Annotated in this window: 19 protein-coding genes and 1 pseudogene; 13 read left to right on the top strand and 7 right to left on the bottom strand. The window is 53.7% G+C overall.

Translation table 11 applies throughout. The annotated features are described in order from the left end of the window. The first annotated feature begins 181 nt into the window (after nt 1-181). From K6L24_RS19725 to K6L24_RS19715, 3 genes and pseudogenes are all read left to right on the top strand, one after another. Nucleotides 182-1,090 carry a cytidine deaminase-like fold-containing protein gene (locus K6L24_RS19725; RefSeq protein WP_245006701.1) on the top strand — a complete coding sequence of 303 codons (909 nt, stop codon included), beginning with the start codon at nt 182-184 and terminating at the stop codon, nt 1,088-1,090. Then, nucleotides 1,091-1,474 carry a DUF6911 family protein gene (locus K6L24_RS19720; protein WP_137270307.1) on the top strand — a complete coding sequence of 128 codons (384 nt, stop codon included), beginning with the start codon at nt 1,091-1,093 and terminating at the stop codon, nt 1,472-1,474. Between the two features lie 130 nt (nt 1,475-1,604). Further along, a pseudogene (locus K6L24_RS19715) lies at nt 1,605-2,727 on the top strand (IS3 family transposase). A gap of 9 nt (nt 2,728-2,736) precedes the next feature. Here K6L24_RS19715 and K6L24_RS19710 read toward each other — a convergent pair. Continuing rightward, complete coding sequence (locus K6L24_RS19710) at nt 2,737-3,195, bottom strand: SymE family type I addiction module toxin (RefSeq protein ID WP_191935742.1); 459 nt, start codon at nt 3,193-3,195, stop codon at nt 2,737-2,739. A gap of 17 nt (nt 3,196-3,212) precedes the next feature. Between K6L24_RS19710 and K6L24_RS22340 the strand changes: the two genes are divergently transcribed. From K6L24_RS22340 to K6L24_RS19685, 4 genes are all read left to right on the top strand, one after another. Continuing rightward, nucleotides 3,213-4,007: a VENN motif pre-toxin domain-containing protein gene (locus tag K6L24_RS22340; protein WP_245006700.1), complete on the top strand. Its 795-nt coding sequence runs from the start codon at nt 3,213-3,215 to the stop codon at nt 4,005-4,007. Between the two features lie 198 nt (nt 4,008-4,205). Further along, a complete protein-coding gene (locus K6L24_RS19695) occupies nt 4,206-4,586 on the top strand; it encodes a hypothetical protein (protein WP_245006699.1) in 381 nt (126 codons plus the stop codon). A gap of 320 nt (nt 4,587-4,906) precedes the next feature. Then, nucleotides 4,907-6,130, top strand: coding sequence for a VENN motif pre-toxin domain-containing protein (locus K6L24_RS19690; RefSeq protein ID WP_245006698.1), 1,224 nt, complete (start codon nt 4,907-4,909; stop codon nt 6,128-6,130). Beyond that, nucleotides 6,120-6,395 carry a hypothetical protein gene (locus K6L24_RS19685; protein WP_062748138.1) on the top strand — a complete coding sequence of 92 codons (276 nt, stop codon included), beginning with the start codon at nt 6,120-6,122 and terminating at the stop codon, nt 6,393-6,395. Before K6L24_RS19690 ends, K6L24_RS19685 begins: the two co-directional genes overlap by 11 nt. A 49-nt stretch (nt 6,396-6,444) precedes the next feature. Here the strand turns inward: K6L24_RS19685 and K6L24_RS19680 are convergent, their stop codons facing one another. From K6L24_RS19680 to K6L24_RS19670, 3 genes are all read right to left on the bottom strand, one after another. Next, on the bottom strand, nt 6,445-6,591 hold the full coding sequence (locus tag K6L24_RS19680; protein ID WP_222681769.1) for a hypothetical protein: 147 nt from the start codon (nt 6,589-6,591) through the stop codon (nt 6,445-6,447). 118 nt (nt 6,592-6,709) lie between these two features. Further along, entirely contained in the window at nt 6,710-7,036 is a 327-nt protein-coding gene (locus K6L24_RS19675; protein WP_222681768.1) for a hypothetical protein, read from the bottom strand. Nucleotides 7,037-7,069: 33 nt separating this feature from the next. After that, nucleotides 7,070-7,972: a lipid kinase gene (locus K6L24_RS19670; protein WP_404997986.1), complete on the bottom strand. Its 903-nt coding sequence runs from the start codon at nt 7,970-7,972 to the stop codon at nt 7,070-7,072. A 493-nt stretch (nt 7,973-8,465) separates the two neighbouring features. On the opposite strand from K6L24_RS19670, the gene gdhA reads away from it, so the two are divergent. Continuing rightward, nucleotides 8,466-9,809 (top strand): NADP-specific glutamate dehydrogenase, encoded by a 1,344-nt coding sequence (gene gdhA / locus K6L24_RS19665; protein ID WP_137269830.1) that lies wholly within the window; start codon nt 8,466-8,468, stop codon nt 9,807-9,809. A gap of 96 nt (nt 9,810-9,905) precedes the next feature. On the opposite strand, the gene K6L24_RS19660 is transcribed toward gdhA, so the two are convergent. After that, nucleotides 9,906-11,303 carry an amino acid permease gene (locus K6L24_RS19660; protein ID WP_222681767.1) on the bottom strand — a complete coding sequence of 466 codons (1,398 nt, stop codon included), beginning with the start codon at nt 11,301-11,303 and terminating at the stop codon, nt 9,906-9,908. A 457-nt stretch (nt 11,304-11,760) separates the two neighbouring features. Here K6L24_RS19660 and dld point away from each other — a divergent pair, with 457 nt between their 5' ends. Beyond that, nucleotides 11,761-13,452 (top strand): D-lactate dehydrogenase, encoded by a 1,692-nt coding sequence (dld, locus tag K6L24_RS19655; RefSeq protein ID WP_222681766.1) that lies wholly within the window; start codon nt 11,761-11,763, stop codon nt 13,450-13,452. A gap of 164 nt (nt 13,453-13,616) precedes the next feature. Then, nucleotides 13,617-14,060 carry a DUF3828 domain-containing protein gene (locus K6L24_RS19650; RefSeq protein ID WP_062748124.1) on the top strand — a complete coding sequence of 148 codons (444 nt, stop codon included), beginning with the start codon at nt 13,617-13,619 and terminating at the stop codon, nt 14,058-14,060. 6 nt (nt 14,061-14,066) lie between these two features. On the opposite strand, the gene K6L24_RS19645 is transcribed toward K6L24_RS19650, so the two are convergent. Further along, the gene (locus K6L24_RS19645; protein WP_222681765.1) at nt 14,067-14,999 is read right to left on the bottom strand and encodes a VirK/YbjX family protein; all 933 of its coding nucleotides are present in this window, start codon (nt 14,997-14,999) and stop codon (nt 14,067-14,069) included. Nucleotides 15,000-15,214: 215 nt separating this feature from the next. On the opposite strand from K6L24_RS19645, the gene gstA reads away from it, so the two are divergent. The 3 genes from gstA to K6L24_RS19630 all read left to right on the top strand — a co-directional run bounded on the left by gstA (nt 15,215) and on the right by K6L24_RS19630 (nt 17,754). After that, nucleotides 15,215-15,820, top strand: coding sequence for a glutathione transferase GstA (gene gstA, locus K6L24_RS19640; RefSeq protein WP_062748120.1), 606 nt, complete (start codon nt 15,215-15,217; stop codon nt 15,818-15,820). Between the two features lie 66 nt (nt 15,821-15,886). Further along, entirely contained in the window at nt 15,887-16,720 is an 834-nt protein-coding gene (locus tag K6L24_RS19635; protein ID WP_137269825.1) for an AraC family transcriptional regulator, read from the top strand. A gap of 71 nt (nt 16,721-16,791) precedes the next feature. After that, complete coding sequence (locus tag K6L24_RS19630) at nt 16,792-17,754, top strand: DMT family transporter (protein ID WP_062748116.1); 963 nt, start codon at nt 16,792-16,794, stop codon at nt 17,752-17,754. An 862-nt stretch (nt 17,755-18,616) separates the two neighbouring features. Here the strand turns inward: K6L24_RS19630 and K6L24_RS19625 are convergent. After that, nucleotides 18,617-19,012 carry a transposase gene (locus K6L24_RS19625; RefSeq protein WP_062748114.1) on the bottom strand — a complete coding sequence of 132 codons (396 nt, stop codon included), beginning with the start codon at nt 19,010-19,012 and terminating at the stop codon, nt 18,617-18,619. Nucleotides 19,013-19,202 lie beyond the last annotated feature (190 nt).

Below are 19,202 nucleotides of genomic sequence, written 5' to 3'. Positions count from 1 at the left end.
GGTTGGTGGAGGTGAGCAGATGCTGGAATACTTGAGGGATAACTTGCATAAGGTATTGAAGACAGGTTCAGTGGGGATTGGAATTGGATTTGCCTACTGGTTCTTTTACTACCGAAAGATGTAGAGTGATTGGTGACAGTGGTGATGACGCCATCGCAGGAGCGCAACTGGTAAGACAGTTGTGGAGAATAACTATCTGAGCGTGTCAGAGAAGACCGAGCTTGAGATAGCGAAGCAGAAACTCAACAGCAAAGACCCGGCAGAGCGTGAGCAGGCCCAGCAGAAAGTTAATGAACTGCGTGAAAAGGATATCGCCAGCGACCAGAAGGTCATTGATGCTTGTGGAAACGGTAATGCCGGAAGTGCGGCTTGTGCCAGTGCAAGACTGGAGGTTATCGCGGCCAAAGGTGAGTACGACACCGGGCAGTACAATAACAAAGTCAGTGAGATGTATGCGAACTCTTACGGCCAGATAGTGAACCTGCTGAATATCACCAGCGTTGATGCACAGAATCAGCAGCAGGTGAAGGATGCGCTGACGCAGTATGCAATGGATGTGCTGGGCGTGGATCGCCAGACGGCTCAGGGCTATGCCGAAACCAAACAGGGCATGGATATCATTGTTGCTTCGGTGACGCCAGTATTAGGTTCGGCAGCAGCAAAACAGCTCAGTAAAATCGTTGATGCTAATATTAAGGTTGTGGCGAAAGGTAATGTTGACGGGGCTAAATTCTCAGATACCAATCAGGGAGCACGGCCTTCTAATTTGGCTGATATAAATAAGCCAACGCTAATTGATGGACGTATCCAGGCCAAAATAGAGAAGCAAAACAAACCTCTTCCCAATGGGAATATGGCTACTGCTCATGCCGAAGTAGGTGTTATCCAGCAAGCTTTTGAAAAGGGTATGTCTCAAGGACGTGAGATGACAATGAGTGTTTCTAAAGAACCTGTATGTGGTTATTGCCGGGGTGATATAGCCGCTATGGCTGATAAAGCAGGATTAAAATCATTAACAATCTATGAAGAGACTACAGGAACCGTCCTCTACTGGCAGCCCGGAATGAAATCTCTTAAGGCTCGTGATTAAATGAAATTTAAAATGGGTTGGACATTGAATGAATATGGTGGGAATCAACAAGTCTCAACCTGGAATGACATACTTAATCAATTAGTACAACTTCAGGGAAGAGAAGGTACTCTCACACTTGATGCGTTGAGTACGGTGGGGAATGGAGTGGAAATGCTACAGGTAAGAACTGAAAACGATTATTACCTAATGACCTTAGGTGAAATCCTTGAGGATGAATATCAGGTTAGAACTTACTGGAATCCTTTAGGGCCGGATGATGAAATAATGATACTTGGTGATCATTGGCCTCTTCGTCAAATAACGAAAGACTTTGATCTTGTAGTCAAGATATTTAAAGAGTTCTTCGATACCGGTAATGTATCAACAGATCTTCTGAATTAATACACAAATCCCGGCGACAAGCCGGGATTTTATTTTATAACCAACGAGTTACCTCAGGCTGACCTGCTCCCCGTTGATTAACACACCGCGATGTTAGTAATGTCTTCATAAGCCACATGAGGACATCCTCATGAAGAAGCGTTTTTCCGACGAACAGATCATCAGTATTCTCCGCGAGGCCGAAGCCGGAGTTTCTGCCCGTGAGCTCTGCCGTAAGCACGCCATTTCCGATGCCACGTTTTACACTTGGCGCAAGAAGTTTGGCGGCATGGAAGTCCCTGAAGTGAAGCGGCTCAAGTCGCTTGAAGAGGAGAACGCCCGCCTCAAGAAGCTGCTCGCTGAAGCCATGCTGGATAAGGAGGCGCTTCAGGTGGCTCTTGGCCGAAAGTTCTGACGACAGACCAGAAGCGGGAAGCAGTGGAAGTCATGTGTGAGGCCGCAGGTCTGTCGCAACGTCGTGCCTGCAGGCTGGCAGGTTTGTCTCTGTCGACTTACCGTTATTCGGCTCAGCGTCCGGCTGCTGACGCGCAGCTGTCTCTACGCATCACAGAGCTGGCACTTGAGCGCCGCCGCTTTGGTTACCGGCGCATCTGGCAACTACTGCGTCGGGAGGGCCTTCACGTCAACCACAAGCGGGTATATACCGCATCTATCATCTCAACGGCCTGAGTGTAAAGCGCAGGCGACGCCGCAAGGGGCTGGCGACTGAGCGGCTTCCGCTTATTCGCCCGGATGCGCCGAACCTGACATGGTCGATGGATTTTGTCATGGATGCACTTGCCAGCGGCCGCAGGATTAAGTGTCTGACCTGCGTGGATGATTTTACGAAGGAGTGTCTGACGATCACCACGGCATTCGGGATTACAGGCGTTCAGGTGACACGTATTCTGGACAGCATTGCGCTGTTTCGTGGCTATCCTGCAACGATAAGAACTGATCAGGGCCCGGAATTCACCTGCCGCGCGCTCGATCAATGGGCCTTTGAACATGGTGTTGAGTTGCGCTTAATCCAGCCGGGCAAGCCAACGCAGAACGGATTTATTGAGAGTTTCAATGGCCGCTTTCGGGATGAATGCCTGAATGAACACTGGTTCAGCGATATTCTACATGCCCGGGAAATCATTAATGACTGGCGGCAGGGTTATAACGAGTGTCGACCACATTCATCGCTGAATTACCTGACGCCGGCTGAATTTGCAGCGGGCTGGCGAAACGGGAAATATGAAGAAAAACCAACTGACATTACTAACTGAAGGTTGTATCTAATCCTGGGGGCAGGTCAAGGCGGACCGCCACTCCACCGTTCCTTCCGGGATCTTGCGTGGCCGCTTCTGCGGGGTGGCAACCAGTTCAATAAACACCGCTATTTCACGCTGTTTACGGGCCGACAGTTTTTTGCAGGCTTTACGCAGCGTGGTCACCACCTCCGGCTCTGCGGGCGGTTCCGGCTGCGGCTCCTGCGCGGCCAGTATCAGGCAGCCCGGCAAAACCTTCACCTCCAGCGCCGTCCCGGTCTCAAATCCCATCTCCTTCAACCGCCAGGCTTCAGCAACATTGAGGACCGGGCTGAGTACCAGGTCGAGCACCAGAGCGTGGGCATCAGCTCGGGCGGTAGCGTGGCCAACGGCCTGCTGGTGGGAATAAACAGCAGCGGGAGTTCGACGACGAAGGCGGCGGTGAGCAAGGGCACGATAGTCATCCGTGACCCGGCGACCCAGCAACTTACATTGGCGGACAGTTGTTCCCGGGCAGGGCGGCAGACCAGCTGAGCGAAAGCGAAAAACAGCAGGTCAGCGCGCTGAGCGAACTGGCCGCAGGAGTTGCGGGCGGCCTGGCGACGGGCGATACTGGCGGAGCAGTCACGGCCGGCCAGGCGGGTAAGAATGCGGTTGAGAATAATGCGCTGGGGAGTGTTCTGGCAGCGGCAAATAAACACAAACCCGGAACCACAGCAAATTATGAATCGGGAACCCAGGCCGCTATTAAGGAAGCCTGCAGCGGTGGGACACCGGTGTCCTGTGAGACAGCGATGGCGGCGGTGGGCAGCGTTATCGCCTGGCCGCTGTTGCCGGGAGCCGCTGCAACGACAAGTCTCATAGGTGCGGGAGCTAATGCCGGAGTGGGTTATCTGATTAACGGCGAAGTGAATCCAAATGATGTGATTCTGGGGTACTGGACCGGGGCATTTACAGCAGGGACAGGGCTGTGGGGCACAATAGGCGTGAATGCGGCCAGCGGAGCCACATCAAGCTATCTGAAAGGTGATGATCCGTTGAAGGGCGGCGTGATGAATGGTGCAGCATCGGGTCTAGGCTATGGTGCCGGTAAGGTGCTTCAGGGGCAGCTTGATAAGGTACTTAATCCAAACTGGAAGAACTGGAAATGGATTGATATTGGGATGGGTATATCGAAGCCTTTACCGTTAGATCCGTTGCCTGGGGTTGTTGGGAATATGGGAGGGTCTGCCTCTACGGAATATATAAATGATCGATTGGGAAAATCTTTAAGTGATAACTCAGGAGATAAGAAATGATATTTTCTGAGCGTAAAAAGATTTTATCCATTTTTATATATATGGTAGTAGGTAGTGCAATCACTGTTTTTGTAACGGTTTTATTAATGTCTTTGTTGATGGATATATATTTATATATTGATAAGGGAATAAGTATAGATATGTATTCATATGATTTTAATAAGCTTTTTAAGGTAAGTTTATTTTGTGGTCTTATAGGTGGCGGTGGTTGTTGGTCACTCTACTATCGAAATTACAGGAAAAATAAGTAATAACGAATCCCGGCTATCGGGCCGGGATTTTATTATCTACGTCAGTCAGAAAGGTGATGATCCTTTGAAAGGTGGGGCGATGAGTGGCGCTGCATCCGGGCTGGGTTATGGTGTTGGTAAAGTGGCTCAGGGACAGCTTGATAAATTCTTAAACCCAATGAAACCATGGAAAGACTGGATCTGGGTTGATGTCGGAATGGGGATATCGAAGTCTTTACCAGTTAATCCAGTACTTGGTATAGCAGGCAATGCATCAGGCAGTGCAGCTACAGAAATCCTCAATGATCAGCTTGGTAAGACCGTAAATAGTAATGGGAAGAAGCAGTGATGAAAAAAGAATCGTGGTTCATCATTTTTCTCTACTTATTTGTTGCATGTAACATAGCAATGACATTAATTTTTTTATTTTTATATGTTCTTATAAGAGGCTATATCCTGCTGATGTATCAAATTCCATTTGAGTTGGTTTGGGCTGACATATGGAAATATACTAAAGCGGCATCTTTCGCTGGATCGTTGATAGCAATAGGCAGTTGGTGGATCTACTATCAGCACTACAGGAAAAACCGAAGCAGATAGCACAACAACGATCTCAGCCCTTGCACCGGGATCGTTGTTGTTGAGAATAACTTCCTCAGTTCAAAAGATGTGGTTAATCTGCACAAGGAACTTGAGAAAGCAGAGAAAGACGGCACTGATAAGCAGGATATCTACGAGAAATACGCCGAAGTCAGCAAGAAGAACCGCCAAGAGGCGGTAGCTGAAGGCTGTTCCGGCAATCCATTCTGTGCCAACGGGGCATTGTCAGAAGCCGCTGCGGGTTCTGATATTGCGAACAGCCTGAAACGTCTGCCGCTGTTCTCCGACCTGAGCAGCGATGACCTGTCTCAGCTTGATCGCTTTGTGCTGGCAGAGAACGAAGACAGCGCCAGAGCGATTTACCAGGCGATGCCGGACTATATGAAGGTAGCGCTGACCGGTAAGGTGGACGTGGCCAGCAACGCGATGGCGCACGCGGTGCTGGGGGCGGTGACGGCGCAGCTGAACAATCAGTCGGCTGTAGCAGGCGGGCTTGGTGCCGGCGGGGGAGAGCTGGCGGCGCGCTACATTGCCGGGCAGCTGTTCCCGGGCAGGGCGGCAGACCAGCTGAGCGAAAGCGAAAAACAGCAGGTCAGCGCGCTGAGCGAACTGGCCGCAGGAGTTGCGGGCGGCCTGGCGACGGGCGATACTGGCGGAGCAGTGACGGCCGGCCAGGCGGGTAAGAATGCGGTTGAGAATAATGCACTGAGTCTGCCAACGGGCCTGATGAATTATGGTCAGGCGGTGGCATCATGGGACCAGTACGCCCAGGATAACAATTTGACGCCGGAACAGAAACAGGCTGGATTAGATAAGCTGGCGCAGGGTGATTTACCGGAAGGTGCGAATATCACCAAAGTTATCGTGAATGGGTATAAGGATGGCGTATTGATTGCAGGAGCTGCTTATTTAGGTCCAGCGGCATCGGTGGGTAAAGCTGTGGGCGGTGCAGTAATAGCGGAAATCGCCAATGGCTCTTATCAGTGGTTCGATCTGAGTCAGCCTGGAAATGAAAATAAAACCTGGGATTATAAGGGAAGTCTCTCGACAGGAATTACAGGAGCATTAGCACCGGGGCGCGGGGTCTGGCAGAACGTCGGAATGGCAGCAGGTGGCTCGGTGTTTACTGATGGGCCTGACATAGGATCTGTTGGTGGTGCTGCTTTAGGGGCTTGGTCAGGAGGAAAGTTCGGGGAGTTAGCTCCTTTCCCTGGGGAAATAAATGATCTGTTTGGTGGCATCGGGGGAGAAATAATAAGCAATAAGGTTAAGGATAAAATTAATGAAAATTAAAAATAGGCAGAATAGAGCAACATTTACTGCTTTCCTTTTAAGCACAATTTACTACGGCTTTTGCTTTTTCGCATTTATCTTCTTGGTTAACAATGTAATTATCGAACTAGTTACCTCAGGTAAAATTGATTTCTCCAAAAAGTCCTTGAGCTATCTATCTGCTGTAAGTTTAATTATTGGGATAGCATCAGGAGCAAGAATATGGATCTTTGCCAAAATAGACGAGCGAAAAGCCCGTAAATCGCCTCCATCCAATCCAGAGTAACCCCATCAATCCCGGCCATCGCGCCGGGATTTTTTTGCCTGTTACTCGGTTAGCCAGCGCCCCGCTTCTTCGGCTTCGCCATGACCTGAATCACATCCATCAGCTCACGCTTATTGCGGGCCGAGAGCCTCGGGCAGCGCTGGCCTGCATCAATTCCGGCTCCGGTGGCGGTATTTCCGTCGTCAGCACCAGACAACCGTTCATCACCCGCCCATCAGCCGGCGTGCCGGTGACAATATTATTTGGCTGCGATCTTTAAGAGTCTGCTTACAGTCTGGCCGTCCCTGACGGGCTGAAGGTGTCTTTACCGGCCGTTAATTATTCTCCGCCTCTTCCCCTTCCTCACCCTCTTTCTCTTCCCCACTGCCCGAAATCAAATCAGACAGCTTCATCTCCCCCAGTTCATCCATTTTTTTCCTGGCGTCTTCCAGGGGCTGCGCCGCATTCAGTTCTGCCACTTTAGCATCGGCCAGGTCCGTCGCCTGCTTTCTGGTTTCATCCCACTGGGTTTGTGCCGACTCCACCAGACTGTTTGTGCGTTTATCCGCTTCTTCTTTAATATTTTCTTTGGTCGCATCGTCACAGGCGGTAATTAACGTCATCATTGCCGTTAAGGCCAGAATGCTAAATTTATTCATCATATTAACCCTTATTAAACCTTTATCAGATGTTGCTCAGGACGGGGCAAAAACAGTTATTGCATGTGCCTTAATGGTAAACCGGGCGGGCGTCTGCCCAATCAGTTCGCCGTCGGCGTTAATATCATGGGGGCGGCGCGTGCTCAGCGTCATGGCGGTGGTGGACAGGGTGCGCACCTTACGCCAGCGACCGTGCGTTCCTCGCCGGAGTGCGGGCAGCAGGGCTATCATTTCCCACCAGTGCGCCACCTCCAGACTGTACACGTCCAGCCGGCCGTCATCCGGGGCGGCGCTCTGTTCCACCGTCATTCCCCCGCCGTAAAAGCGCCCGTTGCCAACGGAAACCTGCACGGTTTTTACTTTCTCTACGATGCCGTCATGTTCCAGCGTGGCGCTGAACGGACGGCTCTGCTTCAGCAGCCGGAAGGCCGCCAGTGCATAGCCAAATGTCCCCCAGCGTTTTTTGGACTCGGCCGTTAAATGGTGTGCCAGCGTGGCGGAAAAACCGATGCTGGAAACGTTAAAAAACAGGTGGCCATTGACCTCACCCAGATCGACGGGGCGCTGGTGCCCGGTGGCAATCACCCTGACGGCCTGACTCAGGTTATTCGCAATACCGAGCGTGCGGGCGAAATCATTGGCGGTGCCCAGCGGCAGTACGCCCAGCGGCAGCCCGCTGTGCATCAGGCCTCTCGCGGCGGCATTCAGGCTGCCGTCACCGCCGCCGACAATAACCAGATCGATGCGGTCGGCATAGTCGAGAATAATCTCGCTACTGTCACGGCGATCGCCGGGCCCGGGCTCAATCACCTGAATGCCTCCGGCGGTCAGCAGGGATAATGCCTGCTGTTTATTCGCTTTCCCGTTACGGGCGTTTTCATTAATCAGTAATAATCCGATCGGCTTTTCCTGATTATTTTCGTTGTGATTGCTCATCATTATTTTCTCAGGTGGTAAAGCACAATTTGTGGAGGGTTGATGAAATCACACTCAATTACGATGCGGCAAGCCGCATTTATTAAGTTTACATTTATACATAAATAATGACGCCACAGACTGTCTTGCGGCTGAAATAAATACAATCACTGTCGTTTGTTTGCACTGTAATAAAAGTGTCATCTTTTCTTTTTCCGCAGATATTTATTCAGCGGTCCGTTTTTGCTTTTCTGACCGGGCAATCAACAACAGTGATGACGGTGGCTGTGTGATAACTTTTTCTTATGATGATGCGTGGGAATTTCTTGCATCAGCTCAGGTTTTCCGCCGCCTGCGGCAGTTTCACCCGTTTTTTAACTATATTTCGGGTCATAAGTTTTTTGTTGTACCACCGAAAGCCGGTGATATAGTCGCAGAGGAACAACATCATCCCTCTGATTACCCTAACAATACTAAACAACATCAGGGCCAGAACATTACGCACAAGGAATTAGTCATGACAGCTTTTCACTCTCTTGAGTCGTTTCTCACCTCCGTTCAGCAGCGCGATCCTCACCAGCCGGAATATCTGCAGGCCGTGCGCGAGGTGTTCACGTCACTGTGGCCGTTCCTGGAACGACACCCGCAGTATCAGGAGCAAAGCCTGCTGGAGCGTCTGGTCGAGCCGGAACGTGTGATCCAGTTCCGCGTTGCCTGGACGGACGATCGCGGTCAGGTGCAGGTGAACCGGGCATGGCGCGTGCAGTTCAGCTCCTCCATTGGCCCCTATAAAGGCGGGATGCGCTTCCATCCGTCGGTAAACCTGTCGATTCTGAAATTCCTCGGCTTTGAGCAGACGTTTAAAAATGCCCTCACCACCCTGCCGATGGGCGGCGGTAAAGGCGGGTCGGACTTTAATCCGAAAGGGAAAAGCCAGGCGGAAGTGATGCGCTTCTGCCAGGCGCTGATGACAGAACTTTACCGCCACCTGGGCCCGGATACCGATGTGCCTGCGGGGGATATCGGCGTGGGGGGCCGTGAAGTGGCCTTTATGGCCGGGATGATGAAGAAGCTGTCGAATAATACCGCCTGCGTGTTTACCGGCAAAGGCCTGTCATTCGGCGGCAGCCTGATCCGCCCGGAAGCCACCGGCTACGGTCTGGTCTACTTCACCGATGCGATGCTGAAACGTCACGGACTGGGCTTTGAAGGCAGTACCGTTGCGGTCTCCGGTGCCGGTAACGTGGCGCAGTACGCCATTGAAAAAGCGATGGCGCTGGGCGCGCGCGTGCTGACGGCTTCTGATTCACGCGGAACGGTGGTAGACGAAGCCGGGTTTACCCCGGAAAAGCTGGCGCTGCTGGCGGAGATCAAAAACGTGCGTTACGGCAGCGTGGAAGATTATGCGCGTGAACGTGGCCTGGTTTACCTTGCCGGGCAGCAGCCGTGGAGCGTGCCGGTCGATATCGCCTTACCGTGCGCGACGCAGAATGAGCTTGATCTGCCGGCGGCACGTCAGCTGATTGCTAACGGCGTGAAAGCCGTGGCGGAAGGGGCCAATATGCCGACCACTATCCCGGCGACCGATGCGTTCCTTGAGGCGGGTGTACTCTTTGCGCCGGGCAAAGCGGCAAATGCCGGTGGCGTAGCCACTTCTGGCCTGGAGATGGCGCAGAATGCGGCACGTCTGAGCTGGAAAGCGGAGAAGGTTGATATTCGTCTGCAACACATCATGCTGGATATTCATCACGCCTGCGTGGAGCACGGCGGGGAAGGCAGGCAGACCCACTACGTCCACGGCGCGAATATTGCCGGGTTCGTTAAAGTGGCGGATGCAATGCTGGCTCAGGGTGTGCTGTAACATCGGATCGTGAATGTTTTACCGGGTGGCCATGCTGATCGGGGCGGCCCGGCAGTGTCCGTCACCGGCACGGGGCGACCAGAAAAAGGGTCGCCCCTACGACGCCGTAACAACATTTTGCTGTTCACGCCGCTGTTTCACCCGCCAGAACCACGCCAGCAGGATAAACCACAGCGGCATCGCACACAGCGCGGTCAGCGTATCCGGGTCAAAGACCATTACCACCAGTGAGAACAGAAAAAACAGCAGCGTCAGCCAGCTCATCACAATCCCGGCGGGCATTTTAAACGCCGAGCGCTCGTGCAGGGCCGGGCTGCGCCTGCGGTACACCAGATACGCCACCAGAATCATTCCCCAGGTATAAATCACCAGAATCGCTGCCAGTGTAGACACCACGGTAAACAGCGTCATCACGTTGGGCACCAGGAACAGCAACAGCGTGCCGCTTAACATGCAAAAGCAGGAAAACATCAGGCTGCGGACCGGGATCCGCGTGGTGCGCGACAGAATACGGAACTGCCAGTGGGCGTGCTGTTCCAGCGACAGGCCATACAGCATGCGGGTGCTGGAGTAGACCCCACTGTTGGCGGAGGACATCGCCGAGGTCAGCGCCACAAAGTTGATCACGGCGGCGGCGGCGGGCAGCCCGGCTTTGGCAAACAGCGTCACGAATGGGCTGGTGTCCGGCGAGATGTGCGGCCAGGACGTCACGGCGATGATCACCACCATCGACAGCACGTAAAAGATAATGATGCGCAGCGGGATCGCCCTGATCGCCCGCGGCAATACCTTCTCCGGCGAGCGGGTTTCTGCACTCATGGTGCCCAGCAGTTCAATGCCGGTGTAGGAGAAAATCGCGATCTGGAATCCGGCGAAGAAGCCGACGATGCCGTGTGGCATAAACACCGCCGTGTCCGTGAGGTTGTCCAGCGAAGCGGTCACGCCATCCGGTGACGTCCAGCCGCGGGCGATCATCCAGAAGCCGGTGACGATCAGCGCAATGATGGCGATAACTTTAATAATCGCAAACCAGAACTCGGCTTCGCCAAACATCTTCACCGACAGCAGGTTAAACAGGCACAGCAGCCCCAGCGTCAACAGCGCCGGGATCCACGGCGACAGCGCCGGCAGCCAGTACTGCATGTAACCACCGCAGACCACCACATCGGCAATACAGGTCACCACCCAGCTCAGCCAGTATGACCAGCCGAGGAAGAAGCTCGCCTTTGGACCAAGGTAGTCGGAAACAAAATCTGCAAACGAACGGTAATCCAGGCGGCTCAGCAACAGCTCGCCCATTGCCCGCATCACCATATACATAAAGAAGCCGACCACAATATAGGTGATCAGAATGGAGGTGCCGGACACCGCAATGGTTTTTCCCGCCCCCATAAACAGCCCGGTGCCGATAGCGCCGCCCAGCGAAATCAGCTGAATATGGCGCGAACTGAGTCCGCGATGCAGGTGCTGCGGCGCATCCTTTGGGTCAGACATGGCATCCTCTCAATCCGTTCTTGTTAGCAGACACAACCCTCACTGAAACGGGTGACAATCAGGGCAATACGTCGGGGGGACAGGTACGTGGCGTTCATGCTGGCGCTGCGCTGTAACAAAGTCAACACAGGTGTATAGACAAATTATTCACTTTTTGATCACATTCAACTTTCTGAAAAACAGGGTAAAATATTTTTATATGCAGTTAAATTGCATAGAGAATGCATAAAAAAGCGTTTCCTACAGGTTAATAAAAAGTTAACTATTTATTCATTTTTTGCCGACAGACGCGTGCGAAAAAAAGATCGGCAGGCTGGCGTTACGATCGATTTCCGTTATGGGCTTTTCGCCGCGATCAGCAACCTGACCGATTTTCACGCCGCCGGCGCTGGCCCTGGCGCCAGCCCCTCGGGTACAATCGATGCTGCTAAAAATGCGCTATGGAGCGGCACCCTGAATGCAACATTCTCTGATCCTGCAACAACTGAGCGACCTCGTCGGCTCAGACCATCTGATCGCTGACGGTGAACGTAAGGCCTATTACTGCAAAGGTTTTCGCGTGGGTCACGGCGACGCGCTGGCGGTCGTGCTGCCGGCAACGCTGCTGCAGCTGTGGCAGGTGCTCAGAGTCTGTCAGCAAAACGATGCCATTATCCTGATGCAGGCGTCCAATACCGGGGTGACCGGTGGCTCGACGCCGCACGGTGATGACTATGACCGTCCGGTGGTGATTGTCAGCACGCGCAATATTAAAGGCGTTCAGGTCATCGATAATGCGCAGCAGGTGATTGCCTTCCCCGGCAGTACCCTGACGGAGCTGGAAGAGAGCCTGAAGCCGTGGCAGAAAGAGCCGCATTCCGTGATCGGCTCCTCCTGCATTGGCGCGTCGGTGGTGGGGGGGATCTGCAATAACTCCGGTGGCTCGCTGCTGCAGCGCGGCCCGGCGTTTACCGAAAAGTCGCTGTTTGCGCAGATTGACGATCGCGGCCAGCTGCATCTGATCAACCACCTCGGTATTGATCTGGGCCAGACCCCGGAAGAGATGATCGCCCGGCTGGAAGCCGGAGACTATACCACCGGCACCGCGCCGGACTGGGAAGGGAAAACCTGGGCCGACGACTACGCGGCGTTGATCAAAGATGTCGATGCCACCACGCCCACGCGCTTCAACGGCAACCCGCAGTATCTGCACGACAGTGCGGGCTGTGCCGGTAAGGTGATCGTCTTTGCCGTACGTCTGGCCACTTTCGACGCCACGCCGCAGGAAGACACCTTCTACATCGGCACCAATGATGAGCAGGTACTGCTCGACCTGCGTCGCTATCTGATCGAACGGCTCGATACGCTGCCAATCCAGGCGGAATACATTCACCGCAACGCGTTTCGCCTGACCCTGCGCTATGCCCGTCATATGTTTTTGTCGATCAAACGGCTGGGGCCGGCGGCGCTGCCGGGGCTGATGCGCAAAAAGGCGCAGTGGGATGCGCGGGTGAAAAAGCTCAGGATCCTGCCAGCCAATACTGTCGACCGGCTGATCCAGTGGGGCAATCGCATCACGCCGTCAACCGTTGCCCCGCGCCTGCTCTCTTATCATCGCCGTTATGAGCATCATCTGATGATTAAGCTGGCCCGGCCGGAGGTGGCGCAAATGAGTCGTCTGCTCACCACGTTCTTTGCTTCACGCAACGGCGACTGGTTCCATTGTACGGACGCGGAGCAGCAGGATGCGTTTCTGGTCCGCTTTGGCGTGGGTGCCTGTACGGTGTTTTACTGCGAACATGCCGGTATCAGCACCGATGAACGTCTGATCGCCTTTGACATTGCGCTGCGTCGTAATGACGACCAGTGGTTGATCCGCCTGCCGCCAGCACTGCAGGATCAGGTACTGGAAGCGTCCTGCTGTGGTCACTTCTTCTGTCTGGTGAACCATCAGGACTATATTCTGAAACCGGGCGTGGATGGCGCACAGTTCAAAGCGGCGGTGCTGGACTATCTTGACCAGCGCGGAGCAAAGTACCCGGCAGAACATAACATCGGGCATCTGTATCACGCTTCCGATGCTCATCAGCATCACTTCCATCAACTTGACCCCACTAACGCCTGTAATCCGGGCATTGGTAAAACCAGTAAGAAAAAGCACTGGGCATGACGGGGGTCATGCCTGTCTGTCTGGCCTGCGATAAACATTTACTAAATAAGCAGGTAAACAGGGGAACGGAGGCTGGATTAGCCGGATAAATTCAATACAATCACTGGCAACCTGACGGGTTCTGGTTGGGAAAATGAATAGCGGTGTTATCCGGAGCGGTTTGCATGAAAAAGTGGTTGCTGATGCTGGTGGTTTCGCTCGTTGCTTTTCAGGCAGCGGCGGCAGCACATAATGACGATCCCCAGGGAACCAGCCTGGCGTTTTACAACTGGTATCTGACGGCACTGAATAAAGAAGAGAGCCCGATTGATGAACACGATCCGTTACTTAACGAATACGTGACGCAGCGTCTGCTGGAAAAAATCAATCTGCTGATTAAAAGCCCGGATGGCATGGATGATGACTATTTTTTACAGGATCAGGACTACAGTGATGGTTGGGTCAATAACGTCAGTGTCAGCCGTTTTACGTTAAACGGTAACCGGGCAACGGGGGATGTCACCCTGGGGCGTGACCCCGGTGACCAGCAGCATCTGCTGGTCACGCTGCTTCACGAACGCGATGGCTGGAAGATCGACGATGTCGAGCAGGAGACCACCGCGCCGTAATCATCCTCAGTGGAAACGGGCGAACTGCTGGCGGATGACCTCCAGTAGTTCATAGCGGCGGCGATACTCCGCGCGCTTTTTACTGGGGATTTCATCCATACTCTTCTGACTGAATACCAGCGGCAACTGCCATAGCGCCGGGGAAACCCGTTCCGCGTTTAATGACTGCCAGAATTCGTCATAGCTCGCCAGAAAAACATCCTTCTTTTTAAAGCGGTAGCGCAGGCTGCGGTAGGTGTGGCCCCGGTCGCTCACTGCCCTGATCGCACTGATCCCGGTCGCCCGTGCCAGCAGCGAGAGCCCCTCCATCAGCACGCGTTTGGGGAACAGCCCATAGCAGGACTTGGTTGCAGCCCGGATCCGCTCGTGCGGCGTGCTGCTGCTTGCGCCCTGGATCCCGCCGATCACCAGCATCGGCAGTCCCTGATGGTCTGTTACCGCGAAGGTCAGAATAGCCAGTACCGTGCCGTCGCTGTGCAACAGCATATTCACTTCGCCTTCACGCTCACAGCGTCCGTTACAGGTCAGGGTGATCTGAAACTGTTCTCCCTCCTTGCCGGTGAAGCTGGCCAGCTCCGTGGGCTGGGCCGACAGCATCGCGTTGCGCAGGCCAGGGTGGGTAAGCTGTTGCAGGAAGTCATAATGCTGGCTCAGCACCGCTCCACGCTGTGCGGCGGACAGCCCCAGGTACAGGTAAGGCCGGTGGATTTTACCCGGCAGCATCGGTTGCAGATCCAGCGCCTGGCGCATTGTGGGCCGGGAGGCGATCTGCTGCATGTGCTGCGCACTTGCCAGAGGCCACGCCAGCGAACGCGCAAGGAATTTGGCGCGCCAGGATGGTTTTTCCCAGATCGCACCCGGAATAACGCCGCCGTTCAGCAGAGCCAGAAAAAGCGAAAGCCCGTCAGTATGACGGGGGATGACCAGTGTTTCTGACATGATGTTTTAACCTGTCCCTGTGGAGTTGACAGCATTGAAGCACGCGGAAAATAAATGGCGCATCAATGCCGGTCAGGCCACGTCCTCAGTCAGCACGACGGTTAAGCTGGCGTTTAATTTTGCGCCAGACACGCCAGTGTGGCATCAACGGCCAACATCGGCGTAAGATGAGTCGCGTACTCTGACCCTCGTGAATTTAAAAGGAATTACGACTGATGAAACTGTTCTATACCCCGGGTGCCTGCTCGCTCTCCCCACATATCGTTCTGGAGGAGGTCGGGGCGACCTTTACGCTGGAAAAAGTTGACCTGAAAACCAAAAAAACCGAATCCGGTAGCGACTTTGTTACCATCAACAGTAAAGGTTACATTCCTGCGCTGTTACTGGATGACGGCAGCCTGATGACGGAAGGGACGGTCATCGCGCAGTATGTCGCCGATCTGAAGCCAGAAGCGGGTCTGATCCCGGCGGCAGGGAGTGCAGATCGTTACAGAGTGCTGGAGTGGTTGAGCTTTATTTCGACTGAACTCCATAAGCCGATGGGCGCGCTGTTTAACCCGGCGCAAACGGCAGACTGGAAGCAGGCGACCGTGGCTGGACTGAATAAGCGCCTCGACTGGCTGTCTTCCGCGCTGGCCGGAAAAACCTGGCTGCAGGGTGAGCAATTTACGGTGGCCGATGCCTACCTGTTCACCGTGCTCGGCTGGAGCCGGGTGGTGGGCTTTTCCCTCGATGGCTGGCCCGATCTGCAGGCTTACGCTGCCCGGGTAGGTGCGCGTCCTGCCGTGCAGCGTGCAATGAAGGCCGAAGGTCTGATATAAGCCGTCTGGATCGCATCAGGTAAAGATCGTAAGCTGACGGCCTGATGTGATTTGGCGGGGGTGGCAATGGACGGAGTGCCTGAGCAGTTCAGTGATGAGCAGGATCGCGCCCGCTTCCGCCACCTTTCGGGGCGGCAGGGCGTTGAGCTCTATCGCGCCCATATCACCCGCTATGCGTTTGAGCCCCACACCCATGAAGCGTTTGGCATTGGCACTATCGATCGTGGGGCCGAGCGCTTTCGTTATCGTGGTGTACAGCACCTTGCCCCGGTTGACTCTCTGGTCCTGATGAACCCGGACGAGCTGCATACCGGGGAATCCGCCACCGAGGGCGGCTGGCAGTACCGCATGATCTACATTGAACCACAGCGGCTGGCGGCGCTGACCGGCGAGCCGGACTGGTGGTTTGAGCAGGCAGTGTGTCACGATCCCTTGCGTGCCCGACAGCTCTCTTATCTGCTCGGCAGCCTGTGGCAGACTGACGATCCCCTCGCCCTGGATGGGTTACTGTTGACCTTGTGCGATTTGCTGCGTCCTCATGCCCGCATCGCGCGTCCGCTAGCGCCGGAGCCGCGGCATCGCTTTGATAGTGTTCGCGACTATCTGCGCGCCAACCTCTGTCAGCGGATTACTCTCGACGAGCTGGCGGCGCTGGTCTCTCTCAGTCCCTTTCACTTTCAGCGGCAGTTTAAAGCCCACTATCACGTCACCCCACATCAGATGCTGATGGCATTTCGCCTGTATCAGGCCAGCCAGCTACTTCGTGCCGGGCTGCCGGCGGCTGATGTCGCGGCGGCGGTGGGCCTGACCGATCAGGCGCATCTGACCCGCAGCTTCGCCGCCCGCTATGGCATTACCCCTGGCCGCTATCAGCAGCAGGTGCGGGCCGCTGTCCGCTGACCGCAATTTGCTACAATCCCCCGGTCTTACCTTCCCCCATAATGGGGTTTTCTTGCTGTCCGGAGTGGACAATGCTCACTGGAATTTTCTTTGCCCTCAGTGCAGGGCTGATGTGGGGCCTGATTTTTGTCGGGCCGCTGATGGTGCCGGATTATCCCGGCACCCTGCAATCAATGGGCCGCTATCTGGCGTTTGGGCTGATTGCCCTGCCGCTGGCCTGGCAGGACCGCCATCGTCTGGCGGCCCTGACCCGCCGCGACTGGCAGGAGGTGATCAAGCTGACACTGGTGGGCAATCTGCTTTATTACGCCTGCCTGGCCACGGCGATACAGCGTACCGGCGCGCCAGTGTCGACGATGATTATCGGCACACTCCCGGTGGTGATCGCCGTCAGTGCCAATCTGTTTTATGGCCGGGATGAGGGCCAGTTACGCTGGGGTAAGTTATTCCCGGCCCTGGTGCTGATTATTGTGGGCCTGGTTTGTGTGAACGTGGCTGAACTGAACGGTGCGGCGCATCCACCGGACCTGTGGCGCTACCTCAGCGGAGTCGCGCTGGCTTTCATCGCCGTGGCGTGCTGGACGTGGTATCCGCTGCGCAATGCCCGCTGGTTGCGGAAAAATGCGATCCGTCCGGCCACCTGGGCTACCGCACAGGGACTGGCCACGCTGCCGATGGCGCTGCTCGGATACCTGCTGGTCATGGGGCAGCTGCACCTGACCCAGCCTGGATTTTCGCTGCCGTTTGGCCCGCGGCCCGGGGTTTTTATCGCGCTGATGCTGGCGATTGCACTGTTGTGCTCCTGGCTGGGCACGCTGTGCTGGAATGAAGCCAGCCAGCGTTTACCGACGGTGCTGGTGGGGCCGCTGATTGTTTTCGAGATCCTGGCCGGTCTGGCGTATACCTTCTTATTACGTCAGGCCTGGCCGCCGGTGCTGACGCTGTGCGGCATTTTGTGTCTGATGGTGGGCGTCGTCAGCGCAATGCGTATCAAGCCAGAACCGGTAGTAAACCCTTTGAAAATTCGCGATTAAATTTTCCTCTTCCTGGCGATGAAAGTCCCACTATCGCCGGAAGAGCAACGCAATCCTCTGTGGCCCGGTTTTGCCTATTTTCTTCGCCACAATGTGATCTTCGTCACTCTTTGCAGCGCAGCAATGGGGTTTTAATCCCTGCCAGCCCGCTGCCCCGTCTGGCACAGGTCGCGATTGTTCGGCTATAAGAATAATCGCTAATCAACAAATCCTTTTTTTTGTACAGTGAATCCCGTCTACTGAATGTGAAAATCTTCATTTTTGAGACGGCTTTCTCAGCCACAGACCATCCTTAACTTAACTTCGCTGATGATAAAATCACCAGACCCTGGTGTGTACCCGGAAGGGACAGATTGGCTAATGATAAGCGACGGCGTGATTCCAGCGGTGATGAGTGCGTGAAGGGGGATAAAATGATTAGTGTTGGTAAACTTTAAATTCTGCATCATCAGTCCTGCATATCGGTTCCCTGCCCGGCAGGCCAGGTAAATCGGTGTAAAGAGGCATCGCGGCGTCTGCGGCATCCATCAGAAAAAACTGAGATTAATGAACCATAAAAAAAAAGAGAAGTGTGAAGGGGGCTAACGTTTTTTTGGCAGAAAGAGAAATAATTATTAGAAACTTCAGGTTCACTTTAGGCGCGTTTATCTTTGGTTGCAAAGATAAACGCGCATTGAAAGCCTTGATGCTATTGAGGTTTTAGCTGGTGCGTGACGAAGATACAGCCAAATACTGTTGCGGGGTTACAAATAACTCATTAGTAATCGTCCGCATCAAAAAGTCGATCTGTACTTTTCAATAAGCGTAAAGAATATTTTATTTTGGTCCTGTTAAAGCATCATAATACACATCGACTGCCTGATTATTGATTTTCAAGATTGTAAGGATAATGGTAAACACTACGGCTGATATCCAGCAGACGGCAGCTGCGGCGCGTACCAATGTCATAGGTATCCTGTAGGAAATTAACGGCTTGCCGTTTGTCATTGGTTGTAAAGAAATTCTTGAGCACGCTTTGCAGCATCTCCTTATCAGATGAAAGGGACTGGATCTCTCTTTCCATACTATGAACTTTCTCTTCCAATTCCTTGATTTTCCTGCCTTCTTCAGATGACAGTCCGGCGTATTTCTTTTTCCAACTGTAGAATGTGGCTTCAGAAATGCCGAGTTCTTCACAAATCTCTTTCACTTTGATGCCGTTTTCAGAAGCTTTAATGGCACTGGTGATTTGTTCTTCGGTATATCGTGACTTTCTCATGAATGCTATTACCTTTCTTAACAATAATGGAGTGAGAATAACTGCATTAATCAATGGATCTGTTTTGCGTAAATATTAGCGCAGTGATTAAAAGTACGCGATTGGAATGGCAGGCTTTAAGTTAAGGGATTATGAAGAAATAACATCATGGGATTTCTCCTATTTTATTTCAAAAGGGTTTTGATAGCTT

Source organism: Erwinia persicina (genome assembly GCF_019844095.1).
GTDB classification, from domain to species: domain Bacteria; phylum Pseudomonadota; class Gammaproteobacteria; order Enterobacterales; family Enterobacteriaceae; genus Erwinia; species Erwinia persicina.
The sequence above is the reverse complement of the archived record's forward strand: the minus strand, read 5'-3'. Positions and strand labels throughout refer to the sequence as shown.

Coding starts and splice junctions, on each gene's coding strand:
- K6L24_RS19720 (WP_137270307.1), top strand. CDS start 1,091: ATGAAATTTAAAATGGGTTGGACATTGAATGAATATGGTGGGAATCAA.
- K6L24_RS19685 (WP_062748138.1), top strand. CDS start 6,120: ATGAAAATTAAAAATAGGCAGAATAGAGCAACATTTACTGCTTTCCTT.
- K6L24_RS19675 (WP_222681768.1), bottom strand. CDS start 7,036: ATGATGAATAAATTTAGCATTCTGGCCTTAACGGCAATGATGACGTTA.
- K6L24_RS19670 (WP_404997986.1), bottom strand. CDS start 7,972: ATGATGAGCAATCACAACGAAAATAATCAGGAAAAGCCGATCGGATTA.
- gdhA (WP_137269830.1), top strand. CDS start 8,466: ATGACAGCTTTTCACTCTCTTGAGTCGTTTCTCACCTCCGTTCAGCAG.
- K6L24_RS19660 (WP_222681767.1), bottom strand. CDS start 11,303: ATGTCTGACCCAAAGGATGCGCCGCAGCACCTGCATCGCGGACTCAGT.
- dld (WP_222681766.1), top strand. CDS start 11,761: ATGCAACATTCTCTGATCCTGCAACAACTGAGCGACCTCGTCGGCTCA.
- K6L24_RS19650 (WP_062748124.1), top strand. CDS start 13,617: ATGAAAAAGTGGTTGCTGATGCTGGTGGTTTCGCTCGTTGCTTTTCAG.
- K6L24_RS19645 (WP_222681765.1), bottom strand. CDS start 14,999: ATGTCAGAAACACTGGTCATCCCCCGTCATACTGACGGGCTTTCGCTT.
- gstA (WP_062748120.1), top strand. CDS start 15,215: ATGAAACTGTTCTATACCCCGGGTGCCTGCTCGCTCTCCCCACATATC.
- K6L24_RS19635 (WP_137269825.1), top strand. CDS start 15,887: ATGGACGGAGTGCCTGAGCAGTTCAGTGATGAGCAGGATCGCGCCCGC.
- K6L24_RS19630 (WP_062748116.1), top strand. CDS start 16,792: ATGCTCACTGGAATTTTCTTTGCCCTCAGTGCAGGGCTGATGTGGGGC.
- K6L24_RS19625 (WP_062748114.1), bottom strand. CDS start 19,012: ATGAGAAAGTCACGATATACCGAAGAACAAATCACCAGTGCCATTAAA.